Source organism: Proteus sp. Marseille-Q3619 (genome assembly GCF_965283115.1).
Genome location: NZ_CBDIMP010000001.1, coordinates 1,047,172 through 1,065,735, shown reverse-complemented (window position 1 = coordinate 1,065,735; position 18,564 = coordinate 1,047,172). Strand labels below are relative to the sequence as shown.

Annotated in this window: 13 protein-coding genes; 6 read left to right on the top strand and 7 right to left on the bottom strand. The window is 36.6% G+C overall.

Going from position 1 to position 18,564, the window contains the following annotated elements; translation table 11 throughout:
• Positions 1-31 precede the first annotated feature (31 nt).
• Together secM and secA are read left to right on the top strand one after the other, a co-directional pair.
• Entirely contained in the window at positions 32-559 is a 528-nt protein-coding gene (gene secM / locus ACWPWK_RS04975) for a secA translation cis-regulator SecM (protein ID WP_109371132.1), read from the top strand.
• Positions 560-658: 99 nt separating this feature from the next.
• Positions 659-3,367 (top strand): preprotein translocase subunit SecA, encoded by a 2,709-nt coding sequence (gene secA / locus ACWPWK_RS04970; RefSeq protein ID WP_109371130.1) that lies wholly within the window; start codon positions 659-661, stop codon positions 3,365-3,367.
• A 200-nt stretch (positions 3,368-3,567) separates the two neighbouring features.
• On the opposite strand, the gene hpmA is transcribed toward secA, so the two are convergent.
• Entirely contained in the window at positions 3,568-8,301 is a 4,734-nt protein-coding gene (hpmA, locus tag ACWPWK_RS04965; protein ID WP_109371128.1) for a calcium-independent hemolysin HpmA, read from the bottom strand.
• 33 nt (positions 8,302-8,334) lie between these two features.
• Positions 8,335-9,933 carry a ShlB/FhaC/HecB family hemolysin secretion/activation protein gene (locus ACWPWK_RS04960; RefSeq protein ID WP_454208442.1) on the bottom strand — a complete coding sequence of 533 codons (1,599 nt, stop codon included), beginning with the start codon at positions 9,931-9,933 and terminating at the stop codon, positions 8,335-8,337.
• 917 nt (positions 9,934-10,850) lie between these two features.
• Here ACWPWK_RS04960 and tnaC point away from each other — a divergent pair.
• From tnaC to mutT, 4 genes are all read left to right on the top strand, one after another.
• The gene (gene tnaC, locus ACWPWK_RS04955; RefSeq protein WP_071788547.1) at positions 10,851-10,955 is read left to right on the top strand and encodes a tryptophanase leader peptide; all 105 of its coding nucleotides are present in this window, start codon (positions 10,851-10,853) and stop codon (positions 10,953-10,955) included.
• Positions 10,956-11,069: 114 nt separating this feature from the next.
• On the top strand, positions 11,070-12,473 hold the full coding sequence (locus ACWPWK_RS04950; protein ID WP_075670808.1) for a tryptophanase: 1,404 nt from the start codon (positions 11,070-11,072) through the stop codon (positions 12,471-12,473).
• A 72-nt stretch (positions 12,474-12,545) separates the two neighbouring features.
• Complete coding sequence (locus ACWPWK_RS04945) at positions 12,546-13,796, top strand: aromatic amino acid transporter (RefSeq protein WP_109371124.1); 1,251 nt, start codon at positions 12,546-12,548, stop codon at positions 13,794-13,796.
• Between the two features lie 106 nt (positions 13,797-13,902).
• Positions 13,903-14,295: an 8-oxo-dGTP diphosphatase MutT gene (gene mutT / locus ACWPWK_RS04940; RefSeq protein ID WP_109371122.1), complete on the top strand. Its 393-nt coding sequence runs from the start codon at positions 13,903-13,905 to the stop codon at positions 14,293-14,295.
• Between the two features lie 86 nt (positions 14,296-14,381).
• Here the strand turns inward: mutT and yacG are convergent, their stop codons facing one another.
• The 5 genes from yacG to ACWPWK_RS04915 form a co-directional block, all read right to left on the bottom strand.
• Positions 14,382-14,594 (bottom strand): DNA gyrase inhibitor YacG, encoded by a 213-nt coding sequence (gene yacG / locus ACWPWK_RS04935; protein ID WP_088494938.1) that lies wholly within the window; start codon positions 14,592-14,594, stop codon positions 14,382-14,384.
• Positions 14,595-14,648: 54 nt separating this feature from the next.
• On the bottom strand, positions 14,649-15,401 hold the full coding sequence (gene zapD, locus ACWPWK_RS04930) for a cell division protein ZapD (protein WP_109371120.1): 753 nt from the start codon (positions 15,399-15,401) through the stop codon (positions 14,649-14,651).
• Positions 15,394-16,017: a dephospho-CoA kinase gene (gene coaE / locus ACWPWK_RS04925; RefSeq protein WP_109371118.1), complete on the bottom strand. Its 624-nt coding sequence runs from the start codon at positions 16,015-16,017 to the stop codon at positions 15,394-15,396. Before coaE ends, zapD begins: the two co-directional genes overlap by 8 nt.
• 234 nt (positions 16,018-16,251) lie before the next feature.
• Positions 16,252-17,451 carry a type II secretion system F family protein gene (locus ACWPWK_RS04920; protein ID WP_109371116.1) on the bottom strand — a complete coding sequence of 400 codons (1,200 nt, stop codon included), beginning with the start codon at positions 17,449-17,451 and terminating at the stop codon, positions 16,252-16,254.
• Positions 17,448-18,548: an ATPase, T2SS/T4P/T4SS family gene (locus ACWPWK_RS04915; RefSeq protein WP_109371114.1), complete on the bottom strand. Its 1,101-nt coding sequence runs from the start codon at positions 18,546-18,548 to the stop codon at positions 17,448-17,450. The genes ACWPWK_RS04920 and ACWPWK_RS04915 overlap by 4 nt, the downstream gene beginning before the upstream one ends.
• Positions 18,549-18,564: the final 16 nt, after the last annotated feature.

Below are 18,564 nucleotides of genomic sequence, written 5' to 3'. Positions count from 1 at the left end.
CAAAATAAAGATTAATGAGCAACGAAGGTTAATGAGTATTATAAGTTTTTGGCGACAGTTTGGCAGGCGATATTTTTGGTCGCATCTGCTTTTAGGGATGGTAGCAGCAGGTATCGGAATACCTTCGCTGTTGTCTGCTCATGCCGAAAATCCACAGCAAACAGATACTCCTTCTTCTCAAAACCGTCAAAGTCAGGCAATTATTGCGTTTGATAACTTATTCTTACGTCAAAGTGTACAGAATCCTGCTTCATCCTTCACCTTTAATTACTGGCAACAGCATGCAGTAAAAAATGTGATCAAACAGCTCTCTTTTGCATTCACCATTAATTCACCCGAATTGATGGTTAAAGCCAAAGATGAGCCGTTACCTGCTTCTAATGTTGCAGCGGTTATGCTTGATACGCTGTATGCCTTATTAACAGAGACTCCATCATCGGCACTAAGCCTCTTTCCTCTTTCTGGCTATGTTTTAGTACAGAATACAATTTCCTATCATACCGGATTATGGCTTGCACAAATCCGTGGTATTCGCGCAGGACCTTACCTAACAGCTTAATTGAGTCACTTAATCTAATAAGATTATGATTATCTCTGTTTATCAATAAAAACAGAGGCTGTTTTCGGCGTTTTACGCCATAAATGAGAATAAAGATTTATGTTAGGTAAAATTGTAACCAAAATTTTTGGTAGTCGTAATGATCGTTCAATCCGCCGTATGCGCAAGGTTGTTGCTGAAATTAATAAACTAGAGCCAGAATTTGAAAAGCTGACAGATGATGAGCTAAAAGCGAAAACAGATGAATTCCGTGAGCGCTTAAAAAACGGTGAGAAAGAAGAAGATATTTTACCAGAAGCGTTTGCAACAGTGCGTGAAGCCAGTAAACGTGTTTTTGGTATGCGTCACTTCGACGTACAGTTAATCGGTGGTATGGTTCTGAATGAACGTTGTATTGCAGAAATGCGTACAGGTGAAGGTAAAACATTAACCGCAACATTACCTGCGTACTTAAATGCGCTATCAGGTAAAGGCGTTCACGTTGTTACCGTCAATGACTACTTGGCACAGCGTGATGCCGAAAACAACCGTCCTTTATTTGAATTCTTAGGATTAAGCGTTGGTATCAACTTACCAAATATGGCGCCACCAGTAAAACGTGAAGCTTATAATGCTGATATCACTTATGGTACGAACAATGAATTTGGTTTCGACTACCTACGTGACAACATGGCATTTAGTCCACAAGAACGTGTTCAACGCAAATTACACTATGCATTAGTGGATGAGGTTGACTCAATCTTGATCGATGAAGCACGTACACCACTGATCATTTCAGGACCAGCAGAAGACAGTTCTGAACTTTATATCCAAATGAATAAAATCATTCCTCATTTGGTTTCTCAAGAAAAAGAAGACTCAGATACATTCCAAGGTGAAGGCGATTACTCTGTTGATGAAAAAACACGTCAAGTGAACATCACAGAACGCGGTCTGGTTAAAATTGAAGGTTTATTAGCAGATGCTGGCATGATGAAAGAAGGGGAGTCTTTATACTCACCGGCTAATATTATGTTAATGCACCATGTAACAGCGGCATTGCGTGCTCACGCGCTGTTTACCAAAGATGTTGATTACATTGTTAAAGATGGCGAAGTTATCATTGTTGACGAACATACAGGTCGTACAATGCAAGGTCGTCGTTGGTCTGATGGTTTACACCAAGCTGTTGAAGCAAAAGAAGGTGTGAAGATCCAAAATGAAAACCAGACATTAGCGTCAATCACATTCCAAAACTATTTCCGTTTATACGAAAAATTAGCAGGGATGACGGGTACTGCGGATACAGAAGCGTTTGAATTTAACTCTATCTATCGCTTAGAAACAATTGTTATCCCAACTAACCGCCCAATGGTACGTAAAGATCTGCCTGACTTAGTCTATATGAATGAGCAAGGTAAATTTGCAGCCATTATTGAAGATATTCGTGAACGTACTCAAAATGGTCAGCCTGTTCTTGTCGGTACCATTTCAATTGAAAAATCAGAAGAGATTTCTAAAGCGCTGACGAAAGCAAATGTTCACCATAACGTGCTGAATGCGAAATTCCACGCAATGGAAGCGGATATTATTGCTAACGCAGGTTTACCTTCAGCGGTAACTATCGCAACTAACATGGCTGGTCGTGGTACCGATATCGTGTTAGGGGGTAGCTGGCAAACTGAAGTGGCTAAACTGGAAGAGCCAACAGAAGAAAAAATTGAAGAAATCAAAGCCAAATGGAAAGAGCGCCATGATGCAGTATTAGCATCAGGTGGTTTACATATCATTGGTACTGAGCGTCACGAATCTCGCCGTATTGATAACCAGTTACGTGGTCGTGCGGGTCGTCAAGGGGATGAAGGTTCTTCTCGTTTCTATTTGTCTATGGAAGATTCCTTAATGCGTATTTTTGCTTCAGACAAAGTGTCTGGCATGATGCGTAAATTAGGGATGAATGAAACCGAAGCGATTGAGCACCCTTGGGTAACCAAAGCAATTGCAAATGCACAGCGTAAAGTAGAAAACCGCAACTTTGATATTCGTAAGCAACTGCTTGAATATGATGATGTGGCAAATGATCAGCGTCGTGCAATCTATACTCAGCGTAATGAATTACTGGATGTGGCAGACGTAAGTGAAACTATCGATAGTATTCGCCAAGACGTCTTCACTTCGATGATTGATAACTATATTCCACCTCAATCACTAGAAGAAATGTGGGATATTGAAGGCTTAACTGCATGTTTACAAAAAGACTTTGATTTAAATTTACCAATCAAAGAGTGGTTAGATAAAGAGCCAGAATTACACGAAGAAACATTACGTGAGCGTATTTTAGAAAAATCTATCGAAGTCTATAAAGCGAAAGAAGAGATCGTTAGTGCTGAAATGATGCGTAACTTTGAAAAAGGCGTGATGTTACAAACGCTAGACTCACTGTGGAAAGAGCACTTGGCAGCAATGGATTATTTACGTCAAGGTATCCACTTACGTGGTTATGCACAAAAAGATCCAAAACAAGAGTACAAACGTGAATCGTTCGCTATGTTTGCTAACATGTTGGAATCACTGAAATATGAAGTGATCAGCACACTAAGCAAAGTACAAGTTCGTTTACCAGAAGAAGTTGAAGAGTTAGAACGTCGTCGTCGTGAAGAAGCCGAGCGTTTAGCTAAACAACAACAATTAAGCCATGAAGTGACAAAAGAATCTCAAATGTCAGCAATCGATGGTCAAGTTGCTGCAGGTAAAAAAGTGGGTCGTAATGAACCATGTCCTTGTGGATCAGGTAAGAAATTTAAACATTGTCATGGTCAGTTAGGTTAATTTATTTTTCATAATAATAGCTGTGTAATGTACTGATTAAAAAAAGATCCACTTAGCCATAAGTGGGTCTTTTTTATTGATTACTGATCATACTTTACGTTCTATTTTGAAACGAACACATAAAAAAACCCCACTTATTATCCTAATAAGTGGGGTTTGGTTTACAAAAGAATAGGCATTACTCTTTTATAGGGTGTCTATTATTTTTCAGAAATAGACGATTTTGTGTTTACAGTTTCATTAACTTTAACAGGTGATTTTAATGACAAGTCACCACCTGCAAGTTGTTTCACTAAATCAACAGCAGATGATTTCAGATCAAGATCTGCACCTGCTTCATAGTGATGACCTTCAATATTGTTTAATTGAACGTTGCTACCGCTTAAATCAACCTGACCTTGCTCACTTTTAATTTCAGCACCTGTAAGTTTAGTTGTACCACTTACATTTAATGAAATGTCATTTTTGCTTGTTAAGGTTGTGGTTTGGGTAACGGCATCATTATCAATATGAGAAACTTTGATATCCGCATTCGCCGTATGGCCTTCAGCACCTGTTACGATATTTTTGATACCATTGCCTACTGTGCCAACACCTTTGTCGATTTTGGCTTTAGTTTCGCCGCTGATACCAGTTTTATCTGCAATGCTTGAAGAGAGTGAATTGTATTTATCAGAAATGACATCAGTGGCAGATTTAATTCCTGAATCAATAGTCTCTTTGATCGTATTTTCCAATAATGATCCACCTGCTTTGGCTGTTTTATCCACTTTGCTAGATTCAGGATCATTATTGTGGTTGTAACCCACATTTACATCGACATTAACGTGACGATCACTGTCTTTTTGACTAGTCACTGTAAAGTCACCGCCCACATTGCCAGTTACGTTATTTGCAGAAACATTGGCACCAGAAAGAGCGACGTTTTTATCACTATTTACGGTTAATGTGCCTGTTTCTACCGTTGCGTTTTGGTGTGTAGATTTTTGTTGATCTTCAACATTGACCAGTACTTTACCGCCGATATTATGGATAGAAGTGACTGGTTTCTCTTCAGTGACTTCTTTTGGTGTAGTCTTGGTCTGCTTTCCATTTAAGGAAATATCCGTTCCCCAATTGTTTTTGTAATCTGTTGACTGTGCTGACGTGATTGTCGTGTCACCCGATTGAGAGGTTAATTGTGCATCTTTACTATTAACTTGCGTACCTTGCAGATTAACGGAACTACCATTAACTGTTAAGTTACCTTGGTTAGTAATCATTCCACCTTCACGAGATATGGTTTTCTCATCTTGTTTACCAATAGCAAATTCAGCGCCACCTAAGCCATTGACAGAAGATGATTTTTCTCCCGTTTTTTGACCAAAGCCAGCTTGTAATCCACCAGATAAGTTTTTACCTGTTTCAGTACGTTGAGACTCAGTAGCTTGGAAATCAACTTTGTTAGTTGCAGTCAGAGAAACATCTTGTTCACTGGTTAAATGAGTACCTTGTAGAGTCAGATTATGACCTGACGTTAATTCGATACCTTGAGAGCCATTAACTGAACCCACTTGTGCGGTCGTCTGATCTTTTTGATGATTTGCACCACCAGCATTGAAGCCTCCACCATAGTTTTTACTGTCTGGTGTTGTGCCTACTTTGAGGTTTGCGCTGCCATTAACGCTATGTTGGCTTTCATTATGAGTATTAGTGGCTTGTGCCAGTGCTAAATCACCGCCAGCATTGATCACGGTTTTGCCATTTTGAGCATCAAACTGGGCACCTTCATAATGTGCTTCTTCACGTACATTAATGTTGATATTACCTTTTGAGTCAAATTGGCTACCTTTAGCTTGTGTTGTGGTTAAGCTTGTATCTGTGGTTTTACCTTCGCCTTTAATGGCAACGGTAATATCACTACCTGTTTTCGTGCTGACACCAACTTGACCACCACCTGTTGTTTCATGGAAAGACTCTTGGTGTTTGTTTTGAGCCGCTTCACTGGTGTGAGTATTTGCGGTTAGTGATACATCACCTTGTGTTGATTGGTAATGGGTACCTTGGTCACGTAAGTTGTTATTACTGTCAGAATTGATTTTACCCGCAGTAATTGATGTTGAAACCGCTTGGCTATCGCTTTGTGATTTCTGGCTACCGCCACCTTTAATACCGACTTCAACACCGACATTAGGTGCTTCTAAATTACTTAAGTTAGCAAGATTACTAATGGCATCTTTAAAAGTAACTTTTTTATCCATATCGGTATTGTTACCCGGTTTTGTGGTATCAATTCCGTCTTCTACTGCTTTTTTAATCGGTTTAGTAACACCACTGTAATCAAGATTAACACCCACATCGACACCGATATTTAAGGTATCTGTTTTAGATGTTGCACTGTCATTTGCCGCAAGATGATTAATATTTTCGCCTGATTCTTTATATGAACCGTCAACTTTGTGTGATGCACCTTGATGCGTTACATTATTGTTCGCAGTAATGGTTAAATCACCTGCAACTTGAGTTTCGCTACCTTTATTTTTGGTGATCTCAGTTGTTGTATGCTGTTTATCATATTGAAAATCAGCTTTAGAGCCCACTTTATCAACACCACCTGTGTAGCTAAAGCCACCTGAAATGGTTCTATCTGTGCTGTCTGTTTCTTTTTTGTTTTCTGTTGAAACAAAAGCAACATTGTCACCAGAAACAGAGGCATTACCTGCGGTTGTTTTTAAATCAGAACCTGCAAAAGTGACATCTTTATCCGCTTGAACTTTAACACTGCCGCCACTAATAGTAGATCCTACTTGTTCGGTTTCAGTGCTATTGTTTTTATTGGATGTATGAGTGATATGAAAACCTGCGCTATATTGCTTGTCTTCAACTTCTTTAGCATGACCGGTGATCTCTAATGATGTTTTTTCATCATTAATTTTTGTGGTCTGCTGTGCAGATTTAACGTTGATATCACCTAAAGATTCAATGCCTAACTCATCAGCACTTTTAATCAAGCTACCAATAACATTGACATCTTTCCCACTGATCACAGTTAATTGTGCATCAGAAACTAATTCACTGCCGGTTGAAACTTGTTGATTAGTTTCATTTTTATGGGAATTCTTAGTAATATTAAAGGCTGTGCCTGTACGCTCATCAGTTTTAGTGATGGTTTCGCTAATCGCATTATCAATAACAACATCACCTTGGGTTGTGTTAACAAAAGCCCCTTGGTTGCCTTTCACTTGGCTACCCGTGATTTTGACATTGTTATCTGCCGTAAGTAACAGTTGTCCGTCAGCCGTTAATTGTGTTGAATGGCTAACTTCTTGTTTGTTATTATTATTCTTATTATTACCACCACCGATACCACCCCAAACAACATGATTGTTGGTTACTGTTTTATCATTGTTGGTATTTTGAACATTAAGATTGATGTTCTCTTTAGCGTTAACAACAACATTCTCATTAGAATGTAATTTTGCACCTTGAGTGGTAACAGAGCCTTCAGCATTTAAGCCCAGCGTTTTACCTGCGGTCAGTTCACTCGCTTTTAAGGTTTCTGTTTGATGGCTATTGCTCCAGCTACCTGTTTCTAAACGAGAAGTATGGTTACGTTTATAGCCGTTTTCACTGCGACTTTCTTTTTCAATTAATCCATTGATATTAATATCTTTATTGGCATTAATTGCCAGCGTGTTACCTGCATTAACTTTGGCACCTTCAAGTGTTACATCACCTTTAGTTGCTGTTAATGTAGCACTATTTTTGGCATCAATATGGCTACCAACTTGCTGTACTAGCTCTTTTTCTTTAGTGACATCATATTGCCAAGAATAGAACCAACGATTGTCAGTATCTGTGTCTTTTTGTTGTAACTGTTTGCCATCAACAGTTAAATGAGCCCCTTGTAATAAAATATCATCACCCATTAAATCAGAGGCTTTGATTTGGTTTTTATTATCAGCGATTAAAGTGATGTTTTTACCTTTTAACTCTGTTTTTGTCAGAGTCTGGCTTGAACCACTGTTATTAACCGCGATACCACCACGGTAATTTTGATAGTTTTCACTACCATCTTTGTCGTAACTGTCATAACGAACTTGGCTATCCGTTTGAATATTGTCTGCTCTGACACTTAATTCGTTATCAGCAACAAATTTACCTGTTAATTTAACACCACTTCCTTCTGCGGTATTAATGATGCGGATACGACCCGATTGCATACTTCCAAAGAAATAGCTATCTAAGGCAGAAGCGGGTTTTTGTGATGAAAGAATATCAAAACGTTGAGAGAAGGTATTTTGACCCGTTAATGCAGAAATCTCTGCTGCTGTTATTTTACCTCGGCTATCAATGCGAGGTGCAATTAAATCTAAAAGGCCGGGCGCATATAATCCGTTTTTACCAATAGAAAGTAAATTTGTATTATTAAGCGTGCTATAACCTTTTAACTCACCGTTTTCAAACAGTGGGTTACCTACAACTAAAGAAGAGCGGCTGGTATTGATAAAACCACAACCATCACAGGTGATACCATTTGGATTAGAAAGTACATATTCCGCAGCGATACCAAAAACTTCTTGCTGGCCTAATAAGAACGAAGGATTACGACTAACAACTTCATTTAAAATTAAAGAAGCGGCTTGTCCATTTAAGTTACTATTGGCATTTAGCTGTCCAGCAAGCTGTGACTGTCCTGCCTCTAAAGAGTTGTTAAAAACAGCTCCGGGTTTACCTACATTAAAATCTTGATATTGGTTATGAGAGATACCTTCGTTATTTGGTGTAACGATATTAATGACTTGAGTGCCACCATTAACTGATGAAACATTCGGTCCTTGATTGCCCGCATCAGGAACAATACCGCCAGCATATGCATTTAGTGATACGAAAATAATCGCTAAAGATGCAGCAAGCCTACCCGAAGGAGAGAGCTTGAAGTTTTTTGATTTCATAGAGTTTTCTCCGTTTATTGCTATGAGTGTGAATCAAAATAAGTATGAAAATCTAACTAACACTTGAGTAGGGTCTTTGGTTTTATTGGAATTTGTTTGGTTGTAAAGCAAATGCCCCTTGGCAACTTCAATATCGAACTGTGCTTTTTGATATTGGAGGTTTAAGCCCGAACTTAGCCCATAGCCACTACGCCATCCTTCATAGTTACCATGTTGTTGAACACGACCAGCATCAAGACCAATTCGAGGGGTGATTGAAAATGTGTTTATCCGATAAGGATAAGAAAGCGTATTGCGCAAATAGCCGCCGTTATCGCCAGAAAGTGTGCTTTGATCAAAGCCACGGATTGCGTTTTTATCCGTTAAACTAAGCCATTCCACACCTGGTAAGGTGTCGGGGCTATATTGACCAAAGAAGGCGCTATTGAATAAAAATGTAGAATTCGATATAGCAAAACGATGTTGCCAATTGGCAAAAAGCTTAACTTTTGTAAAGCGATAGTCATTACCATTGCCAATAGCAACACGAGGTGACTCATCTGCACCAAACCAACCAATGGCTTTCTCAGCACTTAAATTAACGCTGATAACACCACTTGGAACAATGTGTAAATGGTTGATACCTAGCTCTACCGTTGTAAGAGCAGGGCTACTTAGATCAAGGCGGATTTGGCTGAAATAGTTGCGTATTCGTTTATGCGTTACCTGTATATTTAAGGCATCAATCTGTTTTTGACTACGATAAAAAGCGTAATCGCCCCTTAAACCAACTTGTGTGGTATCACCAGATAAACGTACGGTACGTGTTTGTAATGCTTGATGAAATTCATACTCGGAATAGCTACCAAAAGTACTGAATGTCAATGCACCATAAGGTAAAGAATAGAGTAGGGTGTAAGCACGATTAAAACGTGTATTGGGATTATCAGTGGTAATGCTGGCATTTAAGCTAACAAAATCAGATAACCCTAATGGGCTATCTAAGCTTGCATTCATTCTAACTAACCAGCGTCCTGAGTTTTTTTGCCCATAATTATCACTTGAAATATTTAGGTGCCACGGTGCTTGTCGCTGATTGGTGAGCTGAATAATAGAGCCACCTAATTGCGTACCAGGCAATATATCTAGTTTAACTTTATTCGATTGTAAGCGATTTGCTTGATCGAGCCCTTGATCCAATTTTGAAAGTTTAAGAGGCTCTCCTTCAATATGAGGGAAAAGTAATGCGGTATTAACGCCTCGATCGCCACCTTCTATTTTTTCAATAAAGCCTTCAATAACATACAATCCAAGTTGTTGCTCTTGATTCGGACGTAAAAATTGGACTCTGGCTGTGATATAACCATGTTGAAGATAGCGTTGGGTTAACTCTTTAATTAAACGGTTAACGTCAGCACTTTTTATACATTGCTCTGGTAATGATGTTAAGGAATCAAGATCTTTTTCATTAAGTAAAGTAATTCCTTGAACATAAACCCCATTAATAGGCAAACAATGTTCTGATTCAGTAATAAGTGTGGGGGTAGGTGAAACCTCTAATACATTTTCTTGAAGTTGTTGATAGCGATTTTGTTCAATAAGTTGATTTATTTCACGTTGGCTATCTTGTAATGCGCGCCGCGATTCTCCCATCGAGCCTAAATAACCGGCGTCATTTGCTGTTAATCCACTGGTTGAAAAACCACTTAATAGTGTTAATAAAATAACTTTTTTCTCATTTTACCTCAATATAAAGGTATTAATTCAAATATAAATAATATTGCTTAAATATAGAAAGATAATAATTAATGTTTTTATATTATCGTTAATTTTAGAATAATAAATACCGGCTACTCTCAATATGAAAAGAAATTAAAAATCGACGAAATAAAGATAAATTTTTATTTCTTTCGCTATTAAATAGCGACATAACTAAAATGATTGATATCTAAAATAGCATTACTTAAACAAATGATTCATTTAAATGGTATCTAGTGTATTGATTTTCATGGTTATAATCTTTCATGTTATTTTTTCTTCTTGCCTAAACTACCATCGATTCAGCTATGTTAATTACAATTTTTTCATTTTTTATAAAGAGAAAATAAATAATGAGAGGAGATTCGAAGATATAAAAAAAGCAGAATGCTAATTAGCTTTTCATTTGTTGGTTGGAAGTTTATTAATGTTTTATTCTGGAATAAATATTTCATGAATTATTATTTCATTTTAATGAATAAAATGATTAGCAAGAAAGTAAAAAGATTAGGATTTTATTGTTAAATCATTAATCATGATAAAAAGTATGGTTATTTAAATGCAACTTTCATTCTATGAAAATGCAATGTAAATACATGTATTACCACTTAATATTATCAATAAAAATTTAAGTTATAAAAAATAGTTTATTAAATAATAAAGTAAGTGATAGTGATCACGTTAATGTATCATTAATTATAAATAGTGTGATTTTTGTCCAAAATATACTATTGTTATATTACTAATCGTGTTTAACTGTTATATAAATTAGCGTGTAAATTGTACTATTTCCTGACGATAAGGGTTAAAGTATGTTCTCATCATTTAATGTTTTGATAATATTAAGAGGTTTCTTCAGATTGAAGAAATGGTTTAATATTGATTCTGAACTCGCCTTCTTCTTCCCTGAAAAATAATCCTTTTTTATATCCATCCAAAATAATTTAATACTCTTTTCCGTTTAATTTAAATGGGAAGGCTATTTTATTTATTTTTAATTTTATTATTTAATTTATATTAAAGGTATTATCATGGCTAAAAGAATCGTAGAACCATTCCGTATTAAAATGGTAGAGAAAATCCGTGTTCCTTCAAGAGAAGAACGTGAAGCTGCATTAAAAGAAGCAGGATATAACCCATTCTTATTACCAAGTCATGCTGTCTATATTGATTTATTAACAGACTCTGGTACTAACGCAATGAGTGATCACCAGTGGGCAGCAATGATAACAGGTGATGAAGCTTATGCAGGCTCAAGAAACTATTATGATTTAAAAGATAAAGCCAAAGAGTTGTTTAACTACGATTATATTATTCCTGCTCACCAAGGACGTGGTGCTGAAAATATTCTTTTTCCAGTATTATTAAAATATAAACAAAAAGATGGAAAAGCGAAAAATCCTGTATTTATTTCTAACTTCCATTTTGACACAACAGCAGCGCACGTTGAATTAAATGGCTGTAAAGCAATTAATATTGTGACTGAAAAAGCGTTTGATTCAGAAACCTATGATGATTGGAAAGGCAATTTTGATATTGCTAAATTAAAAGAAAATATTGCTAAACATGGTGCTGATAACGTTGTTGCCATTGTTTCAACAGTGACCTGTAATAGTGCTGGTGGTCAGCCTGTTTCAATGGATAATTTAAGAGAAGTTTACGAAATCGCAAAACAACACGGTATTTTTGTTGTTATGGACTCAGCGCGTTATTGTGAAAATGCGTATTTCATTAAACAGCGTGATCCTAAATATAAAAATGCGACCATCAAAGAAGTTATTTTAGATATGTATAAATATGCTGATGCATTAACAATGTCAGCGAAGAAAGATCCCCTGTTAAATATCGGTGGTTTAGTCTCAATTCGTGATAATGAAGAAGTATTCACATTAGCAAGACAGCGCTGTGTACCAATGGAAGGCTTTGTTACTTATGGTGGTTTAGCGGGTCGTGATATGGCAGCAATGGTACAAGGTTTAGAGGAAGGTACTGAAGAAGAGTATCTACACTATCGTATTGGTCAGGTTCAATATCTGGGTGATCGTCTACGTGAAGCGGGTATTCCAATTCAATATCCTACTGGCGGACATGCTGTTTTCGTTGACTGTAAAAAACTAGTACCGCATATCCCAGGTGATCAATTCCCAGCTCAAGCTGTGATTAACGCACTTTACTTAGAATCTGGTGTTCGTGCTGTTGAAATTGGTTCGTTCTTATTGGGGCGTGATCCTGCAACGGGAGAACAAAAACACGCAGATATGGAATTTATGCGTTTAACCATTGCGCGTCGTGTCTATACCAACGACCATATGGATTATATTGCTGACGCACTTATCGGTTTAAAAGAGAAGTTTAAAACGCTTAAAGGTCTCGAGTTCGAATATGAACCACCTGTATTAAGACACTTTACTGCTAGATTAAAACCTATCAAATAAATAATACTCCACAATAATAATGGCTCTCGTGCAATGCGGGAGCCCTATCCTTATTTCAGTAAGGACTAAAAAATGGAAAATAAGTCGGTAAATAAAGAACCCTCAATTATTGTAGGGGGATTTGTGTTGGGCGGCGCCATGATTGGTGCGGGAATGTTTAGCCTACCAACAATAATGTCTGGTGCTTGGTTTATTAACTCACTCTTTATATTATTTATTGTCTGTTTCTTTATGTTTCATTCGGGAATTTATATTCTTGAATGTATATCGAAATATGGCGCAGGAACAAACTACTTTCATATATCGAAAGAGTTATTACCTAAATGGGCGTGTTATCTCGCAAATGCCTCTTTGATATTTGTATTGTATATATTAATTTATGCTTATATCTCTGCTGCGGGTTCGATCATTTATGAAGCTTCATCATTATATGGCTTTAGTCTAAACCTTAGAGCGATATTCTTTGTATTTACCATAGTACTCGGAGCAACAATATGGTGGGGAGGCGCTTGTGCCAGCCGTTTAACCTCAATATTTTTATTTATTAAGATTGTTCTATTCGTATTAGCATTCTCGGGCTTATTCTTCAAAGCGAGAGGCGATTTATTATTTACTGCTACCTTTGAAGGCAAAAGTCAATTATATCTTTATCCTTTTATTTTTATCATCATTCCTTATGCTATAACCTCTTTTGGTTATCATGGTAATGTTTGTAGCCTTTATAAGCTTTATCATGAAAATGAAAGAAAGGTCGTGAAAAGCTGTATTATTGGTTGTGTGTTAGCACTGGTGATTTATTTGCTCTGGATGATTGGTACTATGGGAAATTTACCTCGTGAGCAATTTATTACCATTATCCAAAAAGGCGGTAACTTAGATGCCTTTATTGATTCTTTATACACTGTATTAAATAGTAAATATATTGAAGGCTTTTTATTATGGTTTTCTATTAGTGCCGTATTCTGTTCATTTTTAGGGGTTGCGATTGGTTTATTCGACTATATTTTAGCATCACTAAAATTTGAAGATAACAAAACAGGGCGCTTGAAATCTGGCGTTTTATGCTTCACTCCGCCTTTACTATTATGTTTACTTTTCCCTAATGGTTTCTTAATTGCAATTGCTTATGCAGGAACCGCGGCATGTGTATGGGCAATTATTTGCCCTGCGGTTATGGCGCTAAAAGCACGCCAGAAATTCCCAAACTCAGGCTTTAAAGTGTGGGGAGGCAATGGATTAATTTATGCTGTTATCGCTTTTGGTGCAGTGGGAATTATTTGCCAAACATTAGCACAGTTCGGTTTATTACCTATATATCGCTAATCAACCAAGATAATCAGGGAAAGAAAACCAGAGTAGCGCTATTGGATATACGTTATAATAACGTTAAGTTGTTATAATAACTGGACTATTCAATAGGTTGTCTATAATGGATAAAAAAAAGCTACATATTGCAGCGGGTATTATTTGTGATCAACACAATAATGTCTTTATCACCCAACGTCCTCTAAAATCGCATATGGGGGGATTTTGGGAATTTCCGGGGGGAAAATTAGAAGATAAAGAAACCCCAGAGCAGGCGCTAGTCCGTGAGTTACAAGAAGAAATCGGTATTGATGTAACACAATGCTCTCTTTTTGAAACGGTAGAGCATGATTTTCCAGATAGACACATTACGTTATCCTTTTTCTTAGTCACACAATGGGATAATGAGCCCTATGGTAAAGAGGGGCAAAAATTCAAGTGGATATCTATTGGATCGTTAAATGCTGATGATTTTCCGCCTGCTAACCGCACTATTGTGGCGTTATTGCAGAAGTAAGTAAAAGTAGAGTCGTGTTAAATAAGCGTTTATAAATAAAATAGCCACTCGATTGAGTGGCTATTTTTATGTTATTAATCAGAGTATTAAAAGTCTTTAGGCTCTTGTTGCGGAGCCTCGCTCCAATCATCACTGTCATTAATATCACTCTGGCTGGGAATACGTTTTGATTCATCCGCCCATTCGCCTAAATCAATAAGTTGGCAACGTTTACTACAAAAAGGACGATAAGGGCTGCTTTCATTCCAAACAACTTCTGTTTGACAGGTTGGGCATTTTACAATTAATTCTTCGCTCATTATCTCTCCTAGATTTCATTGGTGCGATTTATGCTCATATCAATAAACATAATGTTAGCAACAAGCAATCTCAAAAGGTAGCTCTAGAGGTACTGTTCCATTTTCACTATCAAGTGGTAAAAAGCGGATCGCATAGCGATTTTTATGCCCAGAGACTTGAGGATAGATTTGGTGATCAATGGCTATCTTAAGACGTAGCAATTCACCTTCTTCAGCGCTGTCTTGATAAAAACCACGGTGACTGAGCGCGGGCTTAAATGTATCTGATTGGCGAATAAGCATGAGCAAACTATTTAATGCATTTTGTAATGGCAATAAACCCGTTAACCAGCTTTGTAATCTTTCATCACGGGTTGTTTGAGGTAAGCTTAACCACAAATGTAATGCTGGCACATCAAAGTTACAGCATCCGCCAGGAATACTTAGGCGCTGTTTAACTAAACTGATGACTTTATCTTGTTTTAAATGCTGACCAATGCGAGGTGCTTGACTTAATACGGCTGCATTTTCAGCTAATTCATCAATAATTTGAGTGACAATCGCTTTATCAACATTAGGAAATGAAAGCCATTGCTGTAATTTTTTTTGTCTTTTTTCTAATTCTTTAAGTAATTCAGCGCGGATTTCGCCACGATCAAGTACTTCAATAAATTCTGATATCGCACGGAAAAACGAGAGTGCCGTGGGTAATGAATCAATTGCACTAAAACTGTTAATCTGAATCAATGAGTTTTCAATTCTAAGCCATGAACGCATTTTTTCATTGAGGGGATGTTCGAAGATGATTGTTGTGATGTCATCACTCATGGCAATTGTCCTGTAACGCTTGTTGAGCTAATTCTAAGTAATGCTGATGGAGTTGCTTAACTTTTCCAATCATATTTTGGCTATTATCGTGATTTTCAATAATATCATCAGCGACGGCTAATCGTTCCTGTCTTTGAGCTTGAGCTTTTAAAATATTGAGAACTTGCTCTCGACTTACGCCATCTCGTTTCATGGTTCTTTCTATTTGCTCTTCCTGTGTAACATCAACAACAAGAACGCGAGAGGCGAGATGCGTTAATTTATTTTCAATTAATAATGGAACAACCCAAATAAAGTAGGGCGCTGTAATTTGCTGTATCTGTTTTTGAGTCTCTTGCTGTATCAATGGGTGAAGAAGATTGTTAACCCAAGTTTTTTCTTCATTATTTTCAAAAATAATCTGGCGCAGCTGTGCTCGGTTTAACGAGCCATCGGGTAGCAAAATGCAGCCACCAAAATGCTGATGCAATGCATTTAGTCCTAAGGAGTTCGGCTCTACCACTAATCGAGCAATAATATCAGCATCAACAAGAGGTACACCTAATGAGGCAAAAGCATTAGCAACGGTAGTTTTACCGCTGCCTATTCCGCCTGTAAGAGCAACCGTATAAGCCATTTGTGTTTATCTGTTTTTAATGAATTAAAATTTACTATTAGTCCAAGTATTCTAAAGCCTAATTTTGTTTTTATCACAAGATAATAACTGCAATATTTGGGTTTTATTCGGTTATTATGATAGATGATTTTCTGCTACCCTGACACCCTACCTCATAATATGTAATAGAATTGCCATCAATCAATAAGTTAGTGCAATACAGAGTAACAGCATGTTACTCATAAAACTTGTGATTCACTGTATAGTATCACCTAACTGTAATATAGGAAGATACATAGCAATGATTAATGTGCCAATAATCAATGCAATGACCGTCATTAGCATTGGTTCTAACCAAGCACTTATTGTCTTTAATTGCTCATTGAGTTGATGATAAAACCAATCACTCAATTGTTGGCAAAAATAGAGCAACTGTCCTGAGCTTTCAGCACAAATAATAAACTGATAACAAATAGGTGTAAAAAGAGGCTCATTCTTCATAAATAAGCTCAACGATTTACCTTGCATAATGTGATCACTCATTTGAGAAAGGATTCGCTTATAAATAGGGTGTGTAAGTTGTTCTGTTCCTATTTTTAAGCTTTGTAATAAAGGTAATCCTGCTTGTTGTGTAATACTGATTATCTGAAAAATAAGATGTAGCTGCTGATATTTTAAAAGTTTACCTAAATAGGGAAGATGAAGAAAGAGAGCTTGTTCAGCAAAATAAAAGGGTGATAAAGAATAACGAATCAAACGATAAATAAATATTAACCCGATAAAGATAAACACTATCATGCAGATATAATCAGTAAGCCATTGTGAAAAATCAATAAGGGCGAGTGTTAAAAGAGGAAGTTCTGTATTAAAGGCGCTGTATAAAGATTGATATTCAGGTAAAACATAGAGCAACATAATACTGGTAATAAAAACTAATACAGTCAGTAAAAAAATAGGATATTTAAAAGCTTTTTTGATTCTTTTTACAATCTCTCGGTGTTTTTTTAACTGTATTATTTGCAGAGTAATCACTTCATCTAACTTTCCACTTTCTTCACCAATAAAAACAAAACGACTTAGTGAGGTTGGAAAATAAAGTGGATAGCGATTTAATTGTTTAGAAAGTGAGCCTCCTTGCATTAAGTTAAAAATAATATCTTCTAATACACATTGCCAATGTGAGTAACGACATTCATTTTTTAATAGTGTTAATGCAGGAAGAAGTGCTAAACCAGAACGAAGTAATAAAGCTAATTGTTCGAATAATTGAATTCGATATTGTTTATCAGCATCTTGAAATAAAACGATTTTATATAAACGGATTTTTATGGGAACTTTTTGTTGTTGAGTTAAGTTAATAAATGCTTCGTTATTAGAGGACGCCAGTATTTTTCCAGTGCACCATTCTCCTTGATAATTTAATGCATCATAGCGATAAATTAGCTGTAATCTCATTCAATATCTCCTAGCGTTTGATAAACCTCCTCAAGTGTTGTTATGCCTTGTTTAATTAATGAAAAACCTGAATAGAGTAGATGATAAAGGGATGAGTGTGTTTGCTTTGATGGTTCAAAGCATTCATAGATAGCCGTTCTTCCGTTATAGCCTGAACAGCATTGCTGGCAACCAACAGCTTGCCAATTTGGTAATTCGACCTCTTCTTTATTTATACTAATATGCTGTTTATTGGATAAGCATATTTTACAGTGAGGGCACAAACAACGAACTAATCGTTGTGAAATAATTAAACTAACACAGGAATGAATAAGATCTTTTTCAATCCCTAAGTTATATAGACGCATTAATGTGGATGACGCCGAATTAGTATGTAAGGTTGATAATACAAGGTGCCCTGTTTGCGCTGATTTTATTGCCATTTCAGCAGTAGATTGGTCACGTATCTCACCTACCATTATAATGTCAGGATCTTGGCGTAGTAATGCTCGTAATATTGTCGTAAATGAGATCCCTGATTTTTCAGAAATTTGAATTTGATTAATACCTTTTAGAGGTAATTCAATCGGATCTTCAACACTATTTATATTTAGGTTCTCTTTATTTAAATAGTGTAAACAACTATACAAAGTGAGTGTTTTTCCGCTTCCCGTTGGCCCTGTGACTAAAATCATTCCTTGCGGTAAATTTAAATATTTCTTTAATAGCGTTAAATGCGAGGGTTGAAAACCTAGATGATTTAATTCTGGTTGTTGTAAATTATTTATAAGTCGTAAAACAACTTTTTCACCATACAGCGTGGGGAGTGTCGCTATTCGTATTGAATAGTTTTTTTCATTATAAGACCAACTAAATTGCCCATCTTGAGGTAACCGCTTTTCTGCAATATTTAAGTTAGCAAGTACCTTTAATCGAGTGACTATTCCTTCAGAGAATTCATCTGGAGGAGATGATAATAGATATAAGTGATTATCTATTCTGGCGCGAATTCTTACACTGGTTTGTTGAGGCTCTATATGTAAATCAGAGACGCGTTTTAAAATACTTTCACGTAATAAATGCTCAATAAATTCTGTTGCAGAGTGTGTGATATCCATTCTTCACCTCTTTATA

What these genes read in the sequence shown, in the direction of transcription:
- secM (WP_109371132.1), top strand. Translation starts at nt 32, where the DNA reads ATGAGTATTATAAGTTTTTGGCGACAGTTTGGCAGGCGATATTTTTGG.
- secA (WP_109371130.1), top strand. Translation starts at nt 659, where the DNA reads ATGTTAGGTAAAATTGTAACCAAAATTTTTGGTAGTCGTAATGATCGT.
- hpmA (WP_109371128.1), bottom strand. Translation starts at nt 8,301, where the DNA reads ATGAAATCAAAAAACTTCAAGCTCTCTCCTTCGGGTAGGCTTGCTGCA.
- ACWPWK_RS04960 (WP_454208442.1), bottom strand. Translation starts at nt 9,933, where the DNA reads ATGGGAGAATCGCGGCGCGCATTACAAGATAGCCAACGTGAAATAAAT.
- tnaC (WP_071788547.1), top strand. Translation starts at nt 10,851, where the DNA reads ATGTTCTCATCATTTAATGTTTTGATAATATTAAGAGGTTTCTTCAGA.
- ACWPWK_RS04950 (WP_075670808.1), top strand. Translation starts at nt 11,070, where the DNA reads ATGGCTAAAAGAATCGTAGAACCATTCCGTATTAAAATGGTAGAGAAA.
- ACWPWK_RS04945 (WP_109371124.1), top strand. Translation starts at nt 12,546, where the DNA reads ATGGAAAATAAGTCGGTAAATAAAGAACCCTCAATTATTGTAGGGGGA.
- mutT (WP_109371122.1), top strand. Translation starts at nt 13,903, where the DNA reads ATGGATAAAAAAAAGCTACATATTGCAGCGGGTATTATTTGTGATCAA.
- yacG (WP_088494938.1), bottom strand. Translation starts at nt 14,594, where the DNA reads ATGAGCGAAGAATTAATTGTAAAATGCCCAACCTGTCAAACAGAAGTT.
- zapD (WP_109371120.1), bottom strand. Translation starts at nt 15,401, where the DNA reads ATGAGTGATGACATCACAACAATCATCTTCGAACATCCCCTCAATGAA.
- coaE (WP_109371118.1), bottom strand. Translation starts at nt 16,017, where the DNA reads ATGGCTTATACGGTTGCTCTTACAGGCGGAATAGGCAGCGGTAAAACT.
- ACWPWK_RS04920 (WP_109371116.1), bottom strand. Translation starts at nt 17,451, where the DNA reads ATGAGATTACAGCTAATTTATCGCTATGATGCATTAAATTATCAAGGA.
- ACWPWK_RS04915 (WP_109371114.1), bottom strand. Translation starts at nt 18,548, where the DNA reads ATGGATATCACACACTCTGCAACAGAATTTATTGAGCATTTATTACGT.